This window comes from Neobacillus terrae, assembly GCF_011393025.1.
In the GTDB taxonomy this organism is placed as follows: Bacteria; Bacillota; Bacilli; order Bacillales; family Cytobacillaceae; genus Neobacillus_A; species Neobacillus_A terrae.
On the sequence record NZ_JAAOEO010000014.1, the window covers coordinates 67,141 to 84,704 of the forward strand.

Here is a 17,564-nt window from a genome sequence, read left to right on the forward strand (position 1 = left end):
TATTATGTTAGTTGTAACTTACAACTAACATAATTGTGTATCATTTGATGCAAACTTATAATTGACAATATATAAACCTTTTTTTCCTTATATCCTTTTTTAGGAATTATAGAGTTACCTATAACAATATCGAGGTGTATTTAAGTGATTGATAAACTATTTTATAAAAATATGTTAAAAAATACTTTCTCCGATCCTATTGAGATTATTTTCTGGGATGGTGATAAAGTTCAATATGGGAATGGTGAGCCTCAGTTTAAGCTTACATTCCATGATCCTATTCCTAAAGGAGATCTAATTCAAAATCCTTCCATTACATTTGGTGAAGCCTATATGGATGGAGTGATCGACGTAGAGGGAGATTTACAAAAACTTGTATCTTCCATGTACAAAAGTCAGGAAAGCTTTCTATCAAATAGTAAGCTTTACGCACATTTATTGAAAAAGATTTCGAACAATACTAAACGAAGTAAAGAAAATGTTGCCTTCCACTATGATATTGGAAATGATTTTTACAAGCTATGGCTGGACGAAACCATGACCTATTCCTGCGGGTATTTTAATACCCCTGAAGACTCTCTTAAAACTGCACAGCAAAATAAAGTAGCTCATATTTTAAAAAAGCTGAACCTTAAGGAAGGCCAATCTTTACTCGATATTGGCTGCGGCTGGGGTGAACTAATTATAACCGCAGCTAAAAATTATGGAGTGAATGCTACAGGAATTACTTTATCAGAGGAACAGTATGAGCAGGTTAAAGCACGAATAAGTCTAGAAAATCTTGAGGATAAAGTCGAGGTTCAGTTAATTGATTACCGGGAATTAAAGAAAAGGAAATTTGACCGCATTGTTAGTGTGGGTATGCTGGAGCATGTTGGTAAAGATCATTTACAGGAATATTTTCAAAAGGTAAATGAACTATTATTTGATGGCGGTTTGTCTGTACTTCATACTATTTCCTCCCCACAGGATGGCGGATCGAATGCCTGGATTGATAAATATATTTTCCCCGGTGGGTACATTCCTTCAGTAAGTGAACTTGTAGGTCATATAACAGATGAAAAATTCTATTTAATTGATCTGGAAAGCCTGAGAAGACACTATGCAAAGACATTGGAAAAGTGGGCTCAGAACTTTGAAAATGTTCTTAAAGAAGTAAGAAAGACAAAAGATGAACGTTTTATCCGTATGTGGAGATTGTATCTAAATGCTTGTGCAGCCTCCTTTGAAACAGGAAACATAGATTTATCTCAATTTATTTTTACAAAAGGCACTAATGATTCTATCCCTTGGACCCGGGAATATATGTATAAATAAAAGTAAAGCCCCTGCTGAAACAAAGTAAAAAAGAAAGTGCTTTTGCACTTTCTTTTTTTGTCATTCTAATCAGAAGAAATTGCTTATCAGCTCATCCTTTAGTTTCAACAAGGCTATCTGTTAAGTTACCTTGTTCATTAAATTTCCCCTTAGGATTTATGATTTGTACAATCGGTCTGCTCAATCGACTTCAAGAACATTGATTATAATAATTTTCCCCTAAGCTTCCGGAGATTCCAACAACATGTTTTTCCTGATTTAACGGAGCCAAATTACAACTCTCCTTTTTGGGATTAAGTCTAAATTGCTCTTATTTGTTATTTACCTTCTACTGCTTCTTTTAATATTTGATAGGAACGTTTTTGTTTGTCAGGATCATAAATATAAGATACCGCCATAAGTTCATCAACATTATACTTTTCCTGAAAACTGCTGAGCTGTTCTCTAATTGAATCCTTATCTCCCAGTAAGGTTACACTGGACATCGATTTTGCCATTTCTTTCTCTGGCAGACTCCATAAAGAATCCATGTCTTCTACCGGCGGACTTAATGGGTTTTGAGAACCCCGAACAACGTTAAGGAAAAATTGCTGCATTGTAGTTGATTCGTACTTTGCTTCTTCAACACTTTCCGCTGCTATAACGTTTAGGCAAACAATCATATAAGGAGAGTCCAGATATTCAGATGGCTGGAACCTGCTGCGATAGATGGAAATAGCTTCTTCCATGTACCTTGGTGCAAAGTGTGACGCAAATACATAAGGCAACCCCAGCTTAGCTGCCAAATAAGCAGAATCGGTCGATGAGCCGAGGATATATAGAGGAACGTTCGTCTCAACCCCTGGATATGCTTTTACATAACTTTGCCTCTCTGCAGCCCCGAAATACGTAAGTAATGCTTTAACATCTTCAGGGAAGGTATAGACGGAATCATTTTGTGATCTTCTTAATGCATTAGCTGTCATCATATCTGTCCCAGGTGCCCGGCCAAGACCTAAATCCAATCGATTTGGATATATGGTTGCCATTGTTCCAAATTGTTCAGCAACCACTAAAGGAGAATGGTTAGGCAGCATAATTCCTCCGGAACCAACACGTATTTTTTCAGTGTGCTCCAGGACGTGTTTAATTAAGATTGAAGTAGCTGAACTCACAAGAGTAGGCGTATTATGATGTTCCGCCACCCAATAGCGATTATATCCCATTTTTTCAGTCGCCTGCGCCAAATCAACCATTGCTTCAATGGCTTCTTTAGGTCCCTGCCCTTTACGGATAGGAGCTAGATTTAAGACTGATACAGGTATTTGTATATTAGACATTGAATTTGTCCTTTCTTGATGAAGTATCATATTAATAGTAACAATAAGAGCAAAGTAAAAAAACTGAATTGCTTATCGGATCTTGCATATATTTAACACCCAATTTTATATTTCGCTTCTCATTCAAATAAATGAAAAAAATAGAAGTCTGAAAAAATGCTGATATCTGTAACTTTTTTAATTACATTTTGATAATGCGAAGTTCAACAATCTGTTTTTATATACCCCACTGTCTGGCAACTTGTTCTTCTGCTAGAAGCCTGATTTTCTCCCAGCTCATTTCTTTATTGACGATTACATTGGTTTGATAATTTTTATTTTTATAATTTACCGTTACAATGACTTCTACCATTCTCTCTCCTCCTTACCAAAAGGCTATGATGAACCTTTATTTTAATTTGCTAAAGCTGACTGTTCTATGCTAATAAATGTACGAAGTCTGCGAGGTAAAAAACTGCGTATTTCTTCCTCGTTATAACCAACCTGTAATCTTTTCTCATCCTGAATAATAGGCCGTCTAAGCATAGTAGGATGATTCATTAATAACTTATATAACTCCTGGAGCGGAAGTGCATCAAGGTCTACATTTAACTCCTGAAACGTTTTTGATTTTGTAGAAATGATTTCATCAGTACCCTCTTCTGTCATACGAAGAATAGATTTAATTTCATTAACGGTAAGTGGTTCAGATAATATATTCCTTTCAATGTAATCAATTTGATTTTCTTCAAGCCAGGCTTTTGCTTTTCGGCAAGAAGTGCAGCTTGGTGTTGTGTATAGGTTTACCATTTTTCAACACACTCCATTGGGAAGTTTTTAAAATCATTAAATAGAAATTTCTCTTGATTGGCATAATATTTTTTTCAAGATTAAAGAAATAAATTAACATCAACTATAAATGTTATAAAAAAATATACAGTTAGCAGCCAAAAATACCAGTAATTCTATTCAAGGCTTTTTATTCTCTCAAGTACGCTGCTTATTGTAATTTCATTTAAATAAGATTGCAGATGCATTTCAGACTCATAAAAAATTTGGTCCATTACATTCTGAGCATTGGAAGAAATAATGCATTTTTGATCAGGGTCACCTGTACACCAGTTTGGTTTCAGGGATCCAGTAGAAATGGCAAGATATATTTGGGATAAGGTTGTTTTTTCCGGATTGCAATTTAAAATATAGCCCCCGCCTATTCCTTCCTTCGTCCTTACAAAGCCTTTTTTGCGTAAGGCACTCATCACCTTACGAACCCTGGCAGGATTTGTACACACGTTTTCTGCAATAGTGTCACTATTAGCCATATGATCAGGTAAGTTAGCTAATAAAACAAGACTATGTGAAGCAATCACAAAATCACTGTTCATCTTTTCTTCAAATCCTTCCCAGTTCATACTGTAACTTTAATATATACAGTTAAAAATGTCAATGGTTAATCAATAAAAAAGAAAAAAAGGGTTCTGTCAAAATGAACCCTTTATTAATAAACGTGCAGAGTATAATCTACTCAGGAATATAAGGAAGTTCTAGATTTTTTGGTATATTAATGACATGTATTTCTACGTAGGATTTTAATCCTTCTTTACCGTATTCCCGGCCAACTCCAGATTGTTTCACCCCGCCAAATGGGAATCGAACATCAACCCCCTGAATGGCAGCCGTATTAATCATTGTTGTGCCAGCCTCAATTCTGCGGGCAACGCTAATTGCCTGCTCCTCTTCACCCCAAACCGAACTTGTCAGACCATAGATGCTCTCATTATGCAATTGAATGACCTGTTCTTCATCATCAAAAGGAAGAATGGGGACAGTCGGGCCAAATTGCTCTTCTACAACGATAGGATCGTGATAATCTGCACCCAAAACTAAAGTTGGCTGAAGGAAATAGCCATTGTCCATTAGCTCTGGATTCAGTATTTTTCCGAGCTTAATAATTGTTGCTCCCTTGCTTTCTGCGTCATCTACCAGGCTTTTGACATATTTCACCTGATTTCTATTGTTAACTGGTCCTACGGTTATATTAGGATTAAACGGATCTCCTACTCGAATCCAATTATTAGCTGCTTCAATATATTTCTCTACAAATTTATCATATATCGAACGGTGAACATAAACTCGCTTGGCAATCATACAAATTTGTCCAGCAGTCAAAAAGTTTGAAATAACCATCCTGCGCAGTGCCCGGCTGTCGTTAACGTTGAAGCTTGGAAGCACAATAGCGGCATCGTTACCGCCAAGCTCCAGTGTCATCTTCTTAATGGTATCAGAAGCAGCCTTCATAATACTCTTGGCTGTTTTTGTCCCGCCTGTAAAAGCAATTTTCACTACTTTTGGATTGGACGTCAGCTCCACTCCTACATCCGCTTCTCCGTGAACCAGGTTGAGGACTCCGGGCGGAAATTCAGATGCTATAATTTCAACCACTCTGCTGACAGCAAGAGGTGCGAATGGACTTGGCTTAAGTACCATCGTATTACCGGTTAATAGAGCAGGAGCAATTTTTATTGTTGATAAAGAAATTGGATAATTCCAAGGTGTAATAGCTGAGACGACACCTACGGGGTCAAAGGTAATAATGGTTCTTCCATTATCATGCTCAATTTCCTGTTTTTCTGTTACTTCCTTTACTACACTGCAGGCATATTCCATCCACATGATTGAAACTGCAATTTCTCCCTCGGAATCATAAAGTGCTTTTCCATGTTCCCGCGATAACAACCTGGCAATTTCAGACGTTGAGTCCTTCAGCTTTTGAATTGCACGACGCATCCTCTCAATCCGGTCATCAACTGACCCCATGCCCACTTGTCAAAGGCGTTAAACGCTGCTTCAATAGCTCTTATGGCTTCTTCCTTTGTGTTTACTGGTGCATATCCTACTATTTCATCAGGGTGTGTTGGGTTTTCGCGGGCAAAATTTTTCTCTGTCGGTACTTTCTCTCCGTTAATAATTGCATGTATCTTAATTGGTTCATTTGCCACAAATTTTACCTCCAAATGTTTTTTATCATTTTAGTATGAAGAGCTATGCCGTAAGATATGCAGAGTTCAATATATAAACCATTTAAGAATAGTAATAATCTATGTTTGAAGAATGTTCATATGAGATAATTTAAACTTGTGTCCAAAAACTAAATTACTTTATCACTTTTTATTTTTTAAAAATTTCGTTATTATAATATTTAGTGAACCGAAATATTAAAAAGAAAGAAGTGTTCATCCATTGAATTTACAGGAAAACGGCCGGCGAAATTTAATCATAATGTGGTTCGCCAACTTCTTCATTGGCGGAAGCATGACGATGGTCATGCCGTTTATTTCGTTGTATATTGAGTCCTTCGGTAAATTTTCCGAAACATATGTTCAGCATTGGTCCGGCCTAACATTTGCAGTAACCTTCGTTTCAGCATTTATTTTTTCACCTGTTTGGGGAAAAATCGGTGATCTTTATGGAAGGAAAAAAATCCTGATTATTTCCGGAATTGGTATGGGAGTATCCATTCTATTAATGGGATTTGTGAATTCGGTATGGGAATTATTCTTCCTCCGCTTTTTCATGGGCTTTTTCTCTGGCTTTATCCCTATGTCACAGGCTTTTATTTCTACACAAACTCCAAAGGAAAATGCCGGCCGTGTCCTTGGGACTCTTCAGACCGGAAGTATAACCGGCTCATTATTGGGCCCCATGCTTGGCGGCATCCTTGCTGATTCACTTGGCTATTCAACAACGTTTAAATGGACCTCCATTTCTATTTTTATTTCCGCACTTCTTGTATTTGCTACTAGGGAATACAGAATAAGTGCCACCCAGGGAACTAAATCACATTATTCTAGCAGAGAAGTGGTATCCCTTATTCTAAAAAATCCGATTCTTTTAACAGTCTTGTTAATATCTGCTCTCGTTCAGGTAGCACACTTTAGTATACAGCCTATTCTGTCACTATTTGTAAGTAATCTTCACGGAAAAACAAATGTCGCGTTTTATTCCGGAATTGCCTTTTCTGCAGCCGGTCTGGGCAATCTAATTATGTCCAGAAATTGGGGCAAAATCGCAGATAAGTATGGCTACATTAAAATTCTGATCATCCTACTTTTTTTGGCGGGGCTCGTTTACCTGCCAGGTGCTGCAGTCACTGAGTTTTGGCAGCTGGTTGTTATCCGCTTCGCTCTTGGTATAACAATTGGAGGGATTATTCCTGTTCGGATAGCATACATCCGCCAGGAGGCACCCATTGCCATGCAGGGCGAAGTATTAGGATATAATACTAGCCTCCGCTTTTTGGGTAATATTTTTGGCCCCATGCTTGGCGGTTTTGTTTCAGGCTATTTCGGTTTCTCGGCTGTCTTTTATAGCACAAGTGGTTTATTGATTCTTAGCGGGATCATTTTATTGTTATCGAAGTTTAAAAATCCTAAAGTATCTAAGCACTCAGCAGCATAAACAAAAAGACCCGTGAGGATCTTTTTGTTTATTTCTTAATGGATTCCTGCCAGCCCTTAAAGTCAACGGCATTAACCCGTTCTCCTGTTATTCCTTCTGCATCAGGGGAAGCTAAAAATACAATCGGTTCAGCCATAATATCTGGTTTTAATAATTGGAACTGGGACTGTATTTCTGCTTGGATTTCCTCAGGAATCATACCAGTTACCGTGGCTCCGCCTGGCAAAAGCATATTTACTGATATTCCATACTCTTTTAAATCCTCGGCCATGATATGAGATAGAGATTCCGTTGCTGCCCGTGAAGGGCCATAAGGAACAAATCCTTTTCTTCTCATTGTTTCATGGTTCATCGAAATATTAATAATTCGTCCTTTTCCCTGTTCAATCATTAGTGGTGTAAATCCTCTGGCCACTAGGAAATAGCCTGTTAGATTGGTATCAATTAAATCCCTGAAACCTTCTGGAGTCACTTTAAAAAAGGGCTGGGGTTCGACTAAGAAGCGAGGATTTACCGTTCGCATCCCAATGCCTGCATTGTTTACCAATACATCAAGCTTGCCCCAATTACTCTTAACCCATTGGACCGCCTCATTAACTGACTGCTCTGAACGTACATCCAAAGGAAGACCTGCTGCATCAAACCCCTCGTTTTGTAGTCTGCTGACTGACTCGTCAAGCCGGCTGCCTGGCCTGGAAGCCAGAGCCACTGTTGCTCCAGCTTTCAGGAGTGCCTTTGCCATTGAGTAACCGAGGCCACTCGAAGCCCCGGTAACCAGTACATGAATCCCCTTTAAATTAGCAGTGTTCATTATAGGTTCACACCTTTCATGGTTGCCTCAGGGTATCGCAGGCCAGCAGCAGCTCCATGAGGTGCTGCTTTATCAATCCGGAAGAGATCCTCTTCAGTGAGCTTGACCTCAACCGCCTTAACATTTATCTCTAGATATTTACGCTTTTTGGTGCCTGGGATTGGCACAATGTCTTCACCTTGAGCAAGAAGCCAGGCCAATGCAAGCTGTGAAGGCTCACAGCCCTTTTCTTCTGCGATTTGTTTAATCTTATTCACAAGCTCGATGTTGCGGGAAAAGTTTTCCCCTTGAAAACGAGGAGAAAATCTTCGGTAATCATCCTCAGCCAAATCTTCGAATTTTTGGATTTGTCCAGTTAAGAATCCTCTGCCTAATGGGCTGTACGGCACAAAACCAATGCCTAGTTCTCTTACAGTAGGTAAAATTTCATCTTCAACATCACGGCTCCATAAGGAAAACTCTGTCTGCAGAGCTGTTATGGGATGGATTTTATGAGCAGCACGAATAGTATTTGGTGCTGCCTCCGACATGCCTATATAACGAACTTTTCCTTCCTTGACCAGTTCAGCCATAGCACCAATTGTTTCTTCAATAGGGGTATTTGGATCCACTCTATGCTGATAGTATAGGTCAATGTAATCCACACCAAGTCGGCGAAGGCTGGCATCACAAGCTTGTTTTACATATTCAGGCTTTCCGTTTACACCAAGAAAGGAACCATCATCTGAGCGAACGTTTCCGAATTTTGTAGCCAGAATGACCTGATCTCTTCTTCCTTTGATGGCTTGTCCTACAAGCTCTTCGTTTTTACCTACACCATACATATCGGCAGTATCAAGAAAATTGACGCCAAGATCAAGTGCATGCTGGATTGTTTTGATGGATTCTTCGTCATTGCGATCGGCATAAAAATCAGACATCCCCATACAGCCTAATCCAATTGCAGACACATCTAGACCTGATTTTCCCAGCTTTCTTTTTTGCATATACCTCTCTCCTATTCGGTTTTTTTGCTGTTCAATTCTTGGTTTTTAAAAGATTACCTTTATATAGCTTTTGTAGGTTACCCTTTCCCATTAGCTAGAATTCTTAAAATAAATCGTCCCATTTTCTTGCTTTTACTTCCAAACATCGTTTGCGATTTTTACAACATGCTGAAGCTTAGCCCATTGCTGATCTTCTGTAAGTATATTACCCTCTTCAGTGGATGCAAATCCACATTGCGGGCTAAGACAAAGCTGGTTTAAATCAACAAATTTTGCAGCTTCCTCAATACGGCGTTTTATTTCATCTGCTTTCTCCAGTTCTCCGAATTTTGATGTTATTAATCCAAGTACAATATTTAAATCCGGTCTATTTACAAATCGAAGTGGTTCAAAGCTTCCTGCACGATCGCTGTCATATTCAAGGAAGAAACCATCAATATCTAGACCGCCAAATAATTTTTCCGCAACAGGCTCGTAGCCTCCAGAGGAAATCCAGGTAGAACGGAAATTTCCGCGGCAGATATGCATGGTAATTTTCATATCATCAGGACGTCCGGCAACGGCTTCATTCAAAGTTTTTAAATAAATGTTACCAAGATAGTCGGGATCCATGCCCTTAGCACGAAGTTGTTCCTTTTGCTCATCAGAACATAGGTAAGCCCAGGATGTATCATCGAGTTGAAGATAACGGCAACCGGCATCGTAAAAGGATTGAAGTGCTTTTTTGTACGTTAAACCTAAATCATGAAAAAATTCCTCATTGTCACTGTAAGCACTTTTTTCAACTTCCCCTCGGAAATGAAGCATACTTGGACTTGGAATAGTCATCTTAGCTGTATGTTCTCCAGCAATACTATGTAAAAATTTATAATCCTCGATCATTGGATGACTAGTAAAATCCAGTTTGCCGGTAACTTTAATACCACGGGAACTAGTTTGTTTTTGGTGGAATTGAATACCGCCTTCTGCATTATAACCCTCTACTCCATGAAGACCTTCAAGGAAATCAAAGTGCCACCAGGCACGGCGGAATTCTCCATCAGTAACTGCTTTAAGCCCAACTTCCTTTTGTTTATTTACAATTCTTATAATTTCATCGTTTTCTATATTGCGCAATTGTTCCGAGGATATCTCTCCTGATGCTTTCTGTTCGCGAGCCTTCTTTATTGTGGACGGTCTTAACAGACTCCCAACCTGGTCAGCGCGAAAAGGCGGCTGTTTTGATGTTTCATGCAAATTTTTCAATTCTGACATTTTATTCCCTGCTTTCTTAATAAAATAAAAACTCTTCCTGGTAAAGGAAGAGTTTGATGACATACTCCTCCTCATCTTTAAGAACAATACGCTCTTAAGGACTTAGCACCATTCTGTTTAAAAAACAGCGGTTGCCGGGCTTCACAGGGCCATTCCCTCCACCACTCTTGATAAGGATAACTATTAAATTTATACAAGTATCATACCTATTATCAAAATATTTCGCAAGAAAAAGACATAGCCAACTTGTCTTCTTCTATTTTATATTTCTACCAACTTTTCAGAAGGATTGGTTGAAAGGAACAGCTGGATTCTATCGGCGGCTTCAGCAAGTCTATGTGGTGGCTGAACCAGTGCCATACGCACATACCCTTCTCCCTCTTTGCCAAAAGCATCCCCAGGGACAACTGCAACACCCGCTTTTTCGAGCAATTCAAAAGCAAATTGGCGGGACGTCCAGCCAGACGGGATACTAGCCCAGACAAACATGGTAGCGGGGGATGACTGCACCTTCCAGCCGCTTTTATTAAGACCTGCAATTAAGGTATTTCGGCGGTCTTCATATAATTTTACCTGTTCATCGAGAACTGAAAAATCAGAGGTGAGTGCTTTTTCAGCTGCTCTTTGAATCGGCAGGAAAACTCCGTAGTCCATATGCGATTTCAGAGATGACAGGATGCTAATCGCTTTTGCATTTCCAAGCACATAACCAATCCTGCAGCCGGCCATATTAAACGTTTTTGATAAAGAGTTAAATTCAATCCCAACTTCTTTAGCACCTTCAATAGAAAGAAAACTAATTTGGGGATTATTATCGAAAATAATTTCAGAATAAGCAAAGTCGTGAACAACCAGAATTTGATGGAGCTTGGCAAACTCTACTACTTTTTCAAAAAACTCCTCATCCGCTAACGCGGTTACGGGGTTTCCTGGATAGCTGAGAATCATCATTTTCGTTTTATTTAAAACTTCAGATGGAATGTCCTCCAATTTGGGGAGAAATTTATTTTCCTGCAATAAAGGCATTGGATAAATCAATCCTCCGGCAATGGTCACGCTAGCCTCATAAATTGGATAGCCGGGATCTGGCACGAGAACATATTCTCCGGGATTAACCATAGCAGTAGCTAAATGGGAGAGCCCATCCTGGGATCCCATTAACTGAAGAACCTCATCCCGTGGATTTACCTCAACATGATAACGCTGTTTATAAAAATACCTTACCGCTTCGTTAAATTCCGAAGTTCCTTTTAATGTATACCCATAATTCGCAGGGTTCCTGCTATATTCCGCAATTGTATCCATAACTAACTGTGATGGCCCTAAATCAGGACTACCTACACTGAGATCAATAACGTCTTTTCCTCTTTTAAGACAATCCTGTTTTCGGTCTGCTAATTCAGTAAAAATTCCTGTAGTCAGAAGATCCATTTTAGCTGAAGGCATCATATCCATATGTATTAGTCTCCTTTAGTATATTTAAATGTCTTGGATTATAAAGTTATAGACTATAAAATTGCTTAGTATTACTAAGCAGGATTCCAGCTAATTCATCTTCTGGATATCCCTGAAGTTCGGAAATAGCTTTAAGTGAATAAAGAATCATACCGGGCAAAGTTTTTTGACATTGAAATGGTCCTTCAAATGGCCAAGGACCATCCGTTTCCACCATAACTTGCTCAAGTGGATATGCTCTGACAAGATTCTGTGTTCTCTCTTTATAGACAATATCAGGGGTAACCGAAATATAATAGCCGTTTCCAGCCATTCTCTCAGTTGTTTTTTTATCTCCTTTAAACCAATGAAAATGTGCCTTTTTAATAGAATGCTTTTCGAGCATGTCACACACAACATCTGCATCCTCATGCACTGCATGTAAAATAATCGCTTTATCCCAGCTTTTTGCCTTTTGCATCATCATATTTAAGAATTCAAGGTGCTGATCATACTCTTTTAATGTAATCTTATTATCTTTTTTTAAATAATAAGGAAGCCCTACTTCCCCAACTGCCACCATATTATCAAGATTTAGATACATCCAGTTAAGAAGTTCCTCTGTCTGCTGATCAGTTGGAAGAACCTGCTCAGGGTGATACCCGTATGCGGGTTTTATTTTCGGATATCGTTCCGAAAGACTTTTATTTTTCCTGCAGGAATCAAGATCAGAAGATACTGTAATTAACCCTTTAAGCAGCGGGAGATTCTCTATGATTTTTCTAATATCACTTTCGTCATATTTATCCAAGTGAATATGGCTGTCTATAAATCTCACGAGGCTTTTCATCTCCCGGATTTTATCAATAATTACTATTTTAAACAATCCTTCCTCTGTATTCTATTACAGAAGTTTTAAAATAGTAAAATAATTAAATAGTCACAGTTTAAAGATGAAAAAAAGAGGAGCAGAGCTCCCCTTAGATATTTTCTTCTGATGATTTAATTAATAATCCCCAAGAGGAATCTGTGCAATAATTAATTGTAAAACTTCGGTTCAGCTGTATATGAGGCTGTGTATTCTGAAAGAAGGAGAATAAAAAACTTAAGGGAGTGAAATAAGGGAAACAGGGAAAAGGCAGGACATCTCATTTAGTTTTATTATTGTTAGTTGCTGCTGTCTTCATAAGGTCTCTCTTTAAACCTGCTGGATACTGCAACTGGGTTTTGGAAGTAATTCCTGCGTTAATAGGCCTGATTATCTTAATTGCGACATAGAATAGGTTTCGCTTCACAACTCTCTCCTATATCATTGTCGGACTTCTTTCAATTATTATGTTCGTAGGCGGGCATTATACATACTCGGAGGTTCCCTTTTTTAATTGGGTAAAAGCCCATTTTAACTTGGATCGAAACAATTACGACCGATTTGGGAATTTACTTAAAGAGTCGTTTATAATGGTTATAAGAGAAATATTAATAAGAAAAACACCCCTCACCAAAGGATTTTGGTTAGCAGTTATTAGCGAAAGTATATTATTAGCCATATCTTCCTTATATGAAAGCATTGAATGGATCTTTACTAAAATTGCACATGGCGGAGAAGTAGCGAAAAACTTTTTAGAATGCAGGGAGATATTTGGGATGCCCAGTGGGATATGTCACTCGCTTTAGTAGGTTCAATTTTATCGTTACTCCTTCTTTCTAACATTCATAACCGGTGGTTATTAAGGAAGGAATAATAGGTAGTATAAGAAATGCCCACATAAATGTGAGCATTTTTTGAAACTTATTTATTTGTATATTGATTTTAATTAGGGGTTAATTCCTTTGCAAATTCCATTACTCCTGCAATTGACTGCTTAGTAGTTTTACCCATATCCATATTATTCATCATATTTTTAATCGGTTTAAGCATGTTCGTATTGCGGCTTCTGGTTAAACCATATGCTGCTGCACTTATTCCCAAACCAATTAAGGAACTCCACATTATCCCTCTATTGTTTCTCCGTCTGCCAAACATGTTTAAAATAGATTTTTTTCCCCCGATATTTAAAAGTAAATTCATCCAGTTATTCATTCTAAAATCCTTCCCTTCGAACGAATTCGGAAGGCCAAATCATGCCAGCCCCCCAATTATTAATTTTCACTTTTAAAAATTAATATATGCTGGTAAATTTCTTAGCCGGGTTTTGAATGAATTTGGAAAGAAAAAGGGGTTAGGGATTATTTCTTGCTAATGATCTTATCGATAATCCCATATTCCATAGCTTCCTGAGCACTCATGAAATAGTCCCGGTCGGTATCCTTTGCGACCTTTTCAACTGACTGGCCAGTTCGCTCCGAGATAATTTCATTAATGTGTTCCCTCAGCTTTAAAATCCTTCTGGCAGATATTTCGATTTCTGTAGCCTGGCCTCTTGCACCTCCAAGCGGCTGGTGAATCATAATTTCACTGTTTGGAAGTGCGTATCTCTTTCCCTTCGTTCCTGCAAGAAGCAGCATTGCACCGAATGAGGCGGCCATACCGATACAGATAGTACTAATATCTGGTTTTATAAGCTCCATCGTATCAAAGATGGCAAAACCAGCAGATGTTGAGCCGCCAGGGCTGTTAATATAGATTGAAATATCTTTTTCAGGATTATCTGCCTCTAAAAACAAAAGTTGCGTTATAATACTGTTCGCTACCTGATCATTTATTTCATCTCCAATAATGACGATCCGATCTTTTAGCAATCGTGAATAGATATCGTAGGAACGTTCACCGCGGCTTGATTGTTCAATTACATAAGGAATAGCACTCATAAATTTTCCTCCCTTTTTTATGCTGCCTGACAGTACATATTGAGAGGTGAGCTGGAGCGCCCTGATTTAGCCAGCTTTGTAACTTCAGCAAAAGAAGGAAGAACAGATATGCAGTTAATGAGTGGTTCCGGGTCCTGTAAGGCAAGAGAATCATAAAGTAAATTAAACAACAGTTCTCTTTCTTGCTCATTATTAAACCAACCAAACAGTTGTTCCGTTCTTTCTTTTTCAAGCCGTTTTTTCGCCCTGTAGAGGGCAGCCTTTACAGCCGTCTCGGCAGTACCTAGCCTTTCAGCAATTTCCCACGTTTTAAATTGGAAAGCTTCCTTTAGGATAAAGATAACAGCTTGTTTTGGTGTCAGGCTGGTAATGAGTTGTTTAACAACATCTATAATAGAGCCGGACCTTGAAGTATCGTCAGTAGCCGCTAAAACATCTTCAGGTAAACCAATGGTCTCCTTCTTTCTCTTTCTTATGGAGTCAATCCAATGATGGTATGCTATTTTGTTTAATAAAGCGGGACTAATTTCTGATGGCTCATAAGACTGAATGGCCTTCAGGACAGCTTCCTGTACAAGATCATCCGCTTCCCATTTATTTTTGGTAAGAAATAAGGAGTATCTTTTCAAACCCCTATATAAATCATTTAAATGGCAGATCTCCATATTCTGTGGATCCGACTTTCTGACTGTTTTCCTTTTGCTGGCTTTCATTTATTTCACTCCTCATTAACCTCTCTGCCTTTATAACGCATGAAGAGGCAGAAAAAGATACGGGTCAAAAATTTTTAATTACCCCTATCATATTCATTTTGCAGCATACTGAATATTTTTAGCTCTTATTGAAACGATAAAAAGTGGAGGTGCAGTAAATATGGAGAAAGAAAATCAGCAAAACACTGTAAAATATAGTATTTGGGAAACGAAAACGGATGAAGATTTGCCTGGCATAAAGGAAGCAAGAGCGGCTCAAGAAAAAAAGAGAGATGCAAAGCCTGGGATAACTGATAATCAATAATGAAAGGGCAGTGCTTTATCAGCACTGCCTGCTTATTAATTACGAAAATTTATTAATGAGCGTGATGGAGAAAAGCTGCAATCAATCTTATTAAATGTACTAATCCAATAATTATGTATTCACCAACTTCGAACATTATATCAACCAAGAAATCCTCAGCAGACCACCACCATTTTTTTTTCTTGCCTACACGCCTTGTTTCCCTTTTTTCCAGCCTGATTTTTTTCTTTTCAATGAAAGTCATACCTATCCCCCAATCTTATTTTATGGTACTGGTCAATTGTACTTCCGCTTTCGCCTTTTATTAATAGTTCTATTATTTTCTTGCTCGATTTCACCAAACAAAATTTTAAAATAAAGAGGGATAAGAAAAAGCTGTGAAAAACTGTAACTCAACAACACAGTTATAACTTGCCAACCCTTATGCTCTCCGAAGATGTGGACCAACGGGGGATCGATCCCCTAATCCTGCAGTCGGTAGTCACCAGCGACAAGAGATAAAATAAGAATCACGGACATGAACAAAAAGAAATAGCTCACAACGATTTTTCTCTTGAACTTTTTCAACTTAAAAAACTCCAGCAACCCGGGTCCCCAGAAATAGAGTACAATGATCAAAAACCAAGAGCCGTAAAGGAAAACTGTTACACTTAAATTCCCTGGATTCGCCTTAACTCCCGGGAAAAGACAGTATATTGATGTGAGAAAAAAGGAACTTGAAGCAGCCCATTGATACATTCTGGTTTTCCTTCTTCTATCCCTGAAAGAAATAAAAACAGACCATAAGAAAAAAAGAATTATTGAACCGAAAGAAATTCCGTATAGGGAAGGACCAGCTCAGGAAGGGCAATGGTAATTAGACCTAAAGTTAGTGGAAGTAAAATAAATAACATTGGGTGCATTTTCTTCACTTTTAATACCTCCTTTTTTCTAATTGTATAAGGAGCTGCCTAATGCTATTCCCTTTCTTTATCTCTTACCTTATTTCCTTTAAAATTATGCAAGTGACATTGAATAATTGGATAAAGATAGAAAAAGCATATCACCTATAGTGACATGCTTTGTTTTTCTTCTATATATTTAGATTCCTTTCTGTTCACAATATTCATCAATTAAGTCTTCAATTTGATCAAGTTCAGGAAATTTACCATGAAAAGAAAATTTAATTTCTTCCACAAAATCACCTTTTTTATAAACATGGATCGCACCATTTTGACTGATAACACTGTACTCAGGTACAAACCGAAAGCTTTTTCGTTCTATCGCACCCATATAAGAACCCCCTATCTGGCATTTATTAATATGTATCTTGTTTTGTCTTCTCTTTTGGCTTTTCTTTTTCAGAAGGGTTTCCGGAAACAAAGCCGTATCCAGTTGAACTAATTTCAAGATTTTTAAAGCTCGCCGCTTCTTCTCTTAATTCCTTCAAGTTTTCTTTCTCCACATTTTCCACCTCATTTATTTTTTAAAAGCCCAAACCTGAAATTAGATTATCAGGTTTGGGCCGCAAAGTTTATCGTTTAATTCCTTTTTCACCCATGACTGTTTCTCCGACTTTAGGTTTCTTTGCCCCCATTTTGGAGCCATCTGTATCCCAGTCGAAACCAGCATGAGAAGTACCAGTGGACATAATCGGCTGGTCTGTTGCATTAGATTCAGAAATTTCACCAGTTCGTTCTTTCATCCCAATCATCCTTCGTTATAAGTCTAATCCTCAATAGGGATTCGGGTCATCGATTGACCTTCCGCCATTAGAGAAAAGATTTGAATCTATTGTTGTCCCTTTTTAGCCCGGCTATTGTCTAGAGTTGTGCGATCATCCAATCCAGCAAATTCAGGTGAGGATTTAATAACTTTTTGCCCGCCTTTTATTTCCGGAAAAGAACGCTTTTTGCTGCTGTTTCGGTTAGCCAAAATATCTCCCCCTAATTATTTAATTAGAGCTTGTCCTGTGGACTTTTAAACCGGTCCTGTGGTTTTTTGCCTGTAGCAATTTCTCCTGGTGGTTCTGATTGTGGAGAATGGCCTCTTTCACCAAATGGATTCCCATAAATAGCATTATCCTGAGTTACCTTAGCACCTCGTTGGAAGTTGTCTTTTGTTTTCATTATTTTCACCTCCACTATTATTTTGTTCGTAATTTCCTTCTTTATGTCGAAATACATTTTGGGAAAAATAAAG

General features: G+C 38.2%; 21 protein-coding genes, 2 pseudogenes and 1 riboswitch. Of the genes and pseudogenes, 4 read left to right on the top strand and 19 right to left on the bottom strand.

Annotated features, from left to right (window positions below; genetic code table 11):
* Positions 1–144: 144 nt before the first annotated feature.
* Entirely contained in the window at positions 145–1,317 is a 1,173-nt protein-coding gene (locus G8761_RS18205) for a class I SAM-dependent methyltransferase (protein WP_338000989.1), read from the top strand.
* A 317-nt stretch (positions 1,318–1,634) separates the two neighbouring features.
* Here G8761_RS18205 and G8761_RS18210 read toward each other — a convergent pair whose 3' ends face one another.
* The 5 genes and pseudogenes from G8761_RS18210 to G8761_RS18230 form a co-directional block, all read right to left on the bottom strand.
* Positions 1,635–2,636, bottom strand: a complete 1,002-nt coding sequence (locus tag G8761_RS18210; protein ID WP_166029269.1) for an LLM class flavin-dependent oxidoreductase — start codon at positions 2,634–2,636, stop codon at positions 1,635–1,637.
* A 217-nt stretch (positions 2,637–2,853) separates the two neighbouring features.
* Positions 2,854–2,988: a BA3454 family stress response protein gene (locus G8761_RS18215; RefSeq protein ID WP_166029271.1), complete on the bottom strand. Its 135-nt coding sequence runs from the start codon at positions 2,986–2,988 to the stop codon at positions 2,854–2,856.
* Positions 2,989–3,029: 41 nt separating this feature from the next.
* Entirely contained in the window at positions 3,030–3,425 is a 396-nt protein-coding gene (gene spxA, locus G8761_RS18220) for a transcriptional regulator SpxA (protein WP_027319604.1), read from the bottom strand.
* 155 nt (positions 3,426–3,580) lie between these two features.
* Entirely contained in the window at positions 3,581–4,000 is a 420-nt protein-coding gene (locus G8761_RS18225; protein ID WP_166029360.1) for an RrF2 family transcriptional regulator, read from the bottom strand.
* Positions 4,001–4,136: 136 nt separating this feature from the next.
* A pseudogene (locus G8761_RS18230) lies at positions 4,137–5,614 on the bottom strand (aldehyde dehydrogenase family protein).
* 241 nt (positions 5,615–5,855) lie between these two features.
* On the opposite strand from G8761_RS18230, the gene G8761_RS18235 reads away from it, so the two are divergent.
* Complete coding sequence (locus G8761_RS18235; RefSeq protein ID WP_275940719.1) at positions 5,856–7,073, top strand: MFS transporter; 1,218 nt, start codon at positions 5,856–5,858, stop codon at positions 7,071–7,073.
* Positions 7,074–7,101: 28 nt separating this feature from the next.
* On the opposite strand, the gene G8761_RS18240 is transcribed toward G8761_RS18235, so the two are convergent.
* The 5 genes from G8761_RS18240 to G8761_RS18260 form a co-directional block, all read right to left on the bottom strand.
* A complete protein-coding gene (locus tag G8761_RS18240) occupies positions 7,102–7,884 on the bottom strand; it encodes an SDR family NAD(P)-dependent oxidoreductase (RefSeq protein ID WP_166029273.1) in 783 nt (260 codons plus the stop codon).
* A complete protein-coding gene (locus tag G8761_RS18245; protein WP_166029275.1) occupies positions 7,884–8,870 on the bottom strand; it encodes an aldo/keto reductase in 987 nt (328 codons plus the stop codon). Before G8761_RS18245 ends, G8761_RS18240 begins: the two co-directional genes overlap by 1 nt.
* A 132-nt stretch (positions 8,871–9,002) precedes the next feature.
* Positions 9,003–10,124 carry a 5-methyltetrahydropteroyltriglutamate--homocysteine S-methyltransferase gene (locus G8761_RS18250; protein ID WP_166029277.1) on the bottom strand — a complete coding sequence of 374 codons (1,122 nt, stop codon included), beginning with the start codon at positions 10,122–10,124 and terminating at the stop codon, positions 9,003–9,005.
* A gap of 68 nt (positions 10,125–10,192) precedes the next feature.
* A riboswitch (SAM riboswitch) is annotated at positions 10,193–10,301 on the bottom strand.
* 84 nt (positions 10,302–10,385) lie between these two features.
* Complete coding sequence (locus tag G8761_RS18255; RefSeq protein ID WP_338000990.1) at positions 10,386–11,579, bottom strand: aminotransferase class I/II-fold pyridoxal phosphate-dependent enzyme; 1,194 nt, start codon at positions 11,577–11,579, stop codon at positions 10,386–10,388.
* A gap of 46 nt (positions 11,580–11,625) precedes the next feature.
* Positions 11,626–12,444 carry a TatD family hydrolase gene (locus G8761_RS18260; protein ID WP_243450076.1) on the bottom strand — a complete coding sequence of 273 codons (819 nt, stop codon included), beginning with the start codon at positions 12,442–12,444 and terminating at the stop codon, positions 11,626–11,628.
* A 449-nt stretch (positions 12,445–12,893) separates the two neighbouring features.
* On the opposite strand from G8761_RS18260, the pseudogene G8761_RS18265 reads away from it, so the two are divergent.
* Positions 12,894–13,300, top strand: a pseudogene (locus tag G8761_RS18265) (DUF2238 domain-containing protein).
* A gap of 68 nt (positions 13,301–13,368) precedes the next feature.
* Here G8761_RS18265 and G8761_RS18270 read toward each other — a convergent pair.
* The 3 genes from G8761_RS18270 to G8761_RS18280 form a co-directional block, all read right to left on the bottom strand.
* On the bottom strand, positions 13,369–13,638 hold the full coding sequence (locus tag G8761_RS18270; protein WP_166029279.1) for a hypothetical protein: 270 nt from the start codon (positions 13,636–13,638) through the stop codon (positions 13,369–13,371).
* Between the two features lie 146 nt (positions 13,639–13,784).
* A complete protein-coding gene (clpP, locus tag G8761_RS18275) occupies positions 13,785–14,366 on the bottom strand; it encodes an ATP-dependent Clp endopeptidase proteolytic subunit ClpP (RefSeq protein ID WP_166029281.1) in 582 nt (193 codons plus the stop codon).
* A 17-nt stretch (positions 14,367–14,383) separates the two neighbouring features.
* Positions 14,384–15,079, bottom strand: a complete 696-nt coding sequence (locus tag G8761_RS18280; RefSeq protein ID WP_166029284.1) for a sigma-70 family RNA polymerase sigma factor — start codon at positions 15,077–15,079, stop codon at positions 14,384–14,386.
* Positions 15,080–15,239: 160 nt separating this feature from the next.
* Between G8761_RS18280 and G8761_RS18285 the strand changes: the two genes are divergently transcribed.
* Positions 15,240–15,383 carry a hypothetical protein gene (locus tag G8761_RS18285; protein WP_166029286.1) on the top strand — a complete coding sequence of 48 codons (144 nt, stop codon included), beginning with the start codon at positions 15,240–15,242 and terminating at the stop codon, positions 15,381–15,383.
* 52 nt (positions 15,384–15,435) lie between these two features.
* Here G8761_RS18285 and G8761_RS18290 read toward each other — a convergent pair whose 3' ends face one another.
* From G8761_RS18290 to G8761_RS18315, 6 genes are all read right to left on the bottom strand, one after another.
* Positions 15,436–15,627 (bottom strand): hypothetical protein, encoded by a 192-nt coding sequence (locus G8761_RS18290; RefSeq protein WP_166029288.1) that lies wholly within the window; start codon positions 15,625–15,627, stop codon positions 15,436–15,438.
* A gap of 836 nt (positions 15,628–16,463) precedes the next feature.
* Positions 16,464–16,655 (bottom strand): YbxH family protein, encoded by a 192-nt coding sequence (locus G8761_RS18295; RefSeq protein ID WP_166029290.1) that lies wholly within the window; start codon positions 16,653–16,655, stop codon positions 16,464–16,466.
* A 25-nt stretch (positions 16,656–16,680) separates the two neighbouring features.
* Complete coding sequence (locus G8761_RS18300) at positions 16,681–16,827, bottom strand: hypothetical protein (protein ID WP_166029292.1); 147 nt, start codon at positions 16,825–16,827, stop codon at positions 16,681–16,683.
* Between the two features lie 69 nt (positions 16,828–16,896).
* The gene (locus tag G8761_RS18305) at positions 16,897–17,067 is read right to left on the bottom strand and encodes a hypothetical protein (protein WP_166029294.1); all 171 of its coding nucleotides are present in this window, start codon (positions 17,065–17,067) and stop codon (positions 16,897–16,899) included.
* A gap of 86 nt (positions 17,068–17,153) precedes the next feature.
* Positions 17,154–17,297, bottom strand: coding sequence for a hypothetical protein (locus G8761_RS18310; protein WP_166029296.1), 144 nt, complete (start codon positions 17,295–17,297; stop codon positions 17,154–17,156).
* Positions 17,298–17,320: 23 nt separating this feature from the next.
* Positions 17,321–17,491 carry a hypothetical protein gene (locus tag G8761_RS18315; RefSeq protein WP_166029155.1) on the bottom strand — a complete coding sequence of 57 codons (171 nt, stop codon included), beginning with the start codon at positions 17,489–17,491 and terminating at the stop codon, positions 17,321–17,323.
* Between the last annotated feature and the right edge of the window lie 73 nt (positions 17,492–17,564).

What these genes read in the sequence shown, in the direction of transcription:
- G8761_RS18295 (WP_166029290.1), bottom strand. Translation starts at nt 16,655, where the DNA reads ATGGGTGCGATAGAACGAAAAAGCTTTCGGTTTGTACCTGAGTACAGT.
- G8761_RS18270 (WP_166029279.1), bottom strand. Translation starts at nt 13,638, where the DNA reads ATGAATAACTGGATGAATTTACTTTTAAATATCGGGGGAAAAAAATCT.
- G8761_RS18250 (WP_166029277.1), bottom strand. Translation starts at nt 10,124, where the DNA reads ATGTCAGAATTGAAAAATTTGCATGAAACATCAAAACAGCCGCCTTTT.
- G8761_RS18240 (WP_166029273.1), bottom strand. Translation starts at nt 7,884, where the DNA reads ATGAACACTGCTAATTTAAAGGGGATTCATGTACTGGTTACCGGGGCT.
- G8761_RS18305 (WP_166029294.1), bottom strand. Translation starts at nt 17,067, where the DNA reads ATGAAAGAACGAACTGGTGAAATTTCTGAATCTAATGCAACAGACCAG.
- G8761_RS18255 (WP_338000990.1), bottom strand. Translation starts at nt 11,579, where the DNA reads ATGGATATGATGCCTTCAGCTAAAATGGATCTTCTGACTACAGGAATT.
- clpP (WP_166029281.1), bottom strand. Translation starts at nt 14,366, where the DNA reads ATGAGTGCTATTCCTTATGTAATTGAACAATCAAGCCGCGGTGAACGT.
- G8761_RS18210 (WP_166029269.1), bottom strand. Translation starts at nt 2,636, where the DNA reads ATGTCTAATATACAAATACCTGTATCAGTCTTAAATCTAGCTCCTATC.
- G8761_RS18280 (WP_166029284.1), bottom strand. Translation starts at nt 15,079, where the DNA reads ATGAAAGCCAGCAAAAGGAAAACAGTCAGAAAGTCGGATCCACAGAAT.
- G8761_RS18225 (WP_166029360.1), bottom strand. Translation starts at nt 4,000, where the DNA reads ATGAACAGTGATTTTGTGATTGCTTCACATAGTCTTGTTTTATTAGCT.
- G8761_RS18315 (WP_166029155.1), bottom strand. Translation starts at nt 17,491, where the DNA reads ATGAAAACAAAAGACAACTTCCAACGAGGTGCTAAGGTAACTCAGGAT.
- G8761_RS18285 (WP_166029286.1), top strand. Translation starts at nt 15,240, where the DNA reads ATGGAGAAAGAAAATCAGCAAAACACTGTAAAATATAGTATTTGGGAA.
- spxA (WP_027319604.1), bottom strand. Translation starts at nt 3,425, where the DNA reads ATGGTAAACCTATACACAACACCAAGCTGCACTTCTTGCCGAAAAGCA.
- G8761_RS18215 (WP_166029271.1), bottom strand. Translation starts at nt 2,988, where the DNA reads ATGGTAGAAGTCATTGTAACGGTAAATTATAAAAATAAAAATTATCAA.
- G8761_RS18245 (WP_166029275.1), bottom strand. Translation starts at nt 8,870, where the DNA reads ATGCAAAAAAGAAAGCTGGGAAAATCAGGTCTAGATGTGTCTGCAATT.
- G8761_RS18290 (WP_166029288.1), bottom strand. Translation starts at nt 15,627, where the DNA reads ATGACTTTCATTGAAAAGAAAAAAATCAGGCTGGAAAAAAGGGAAACA.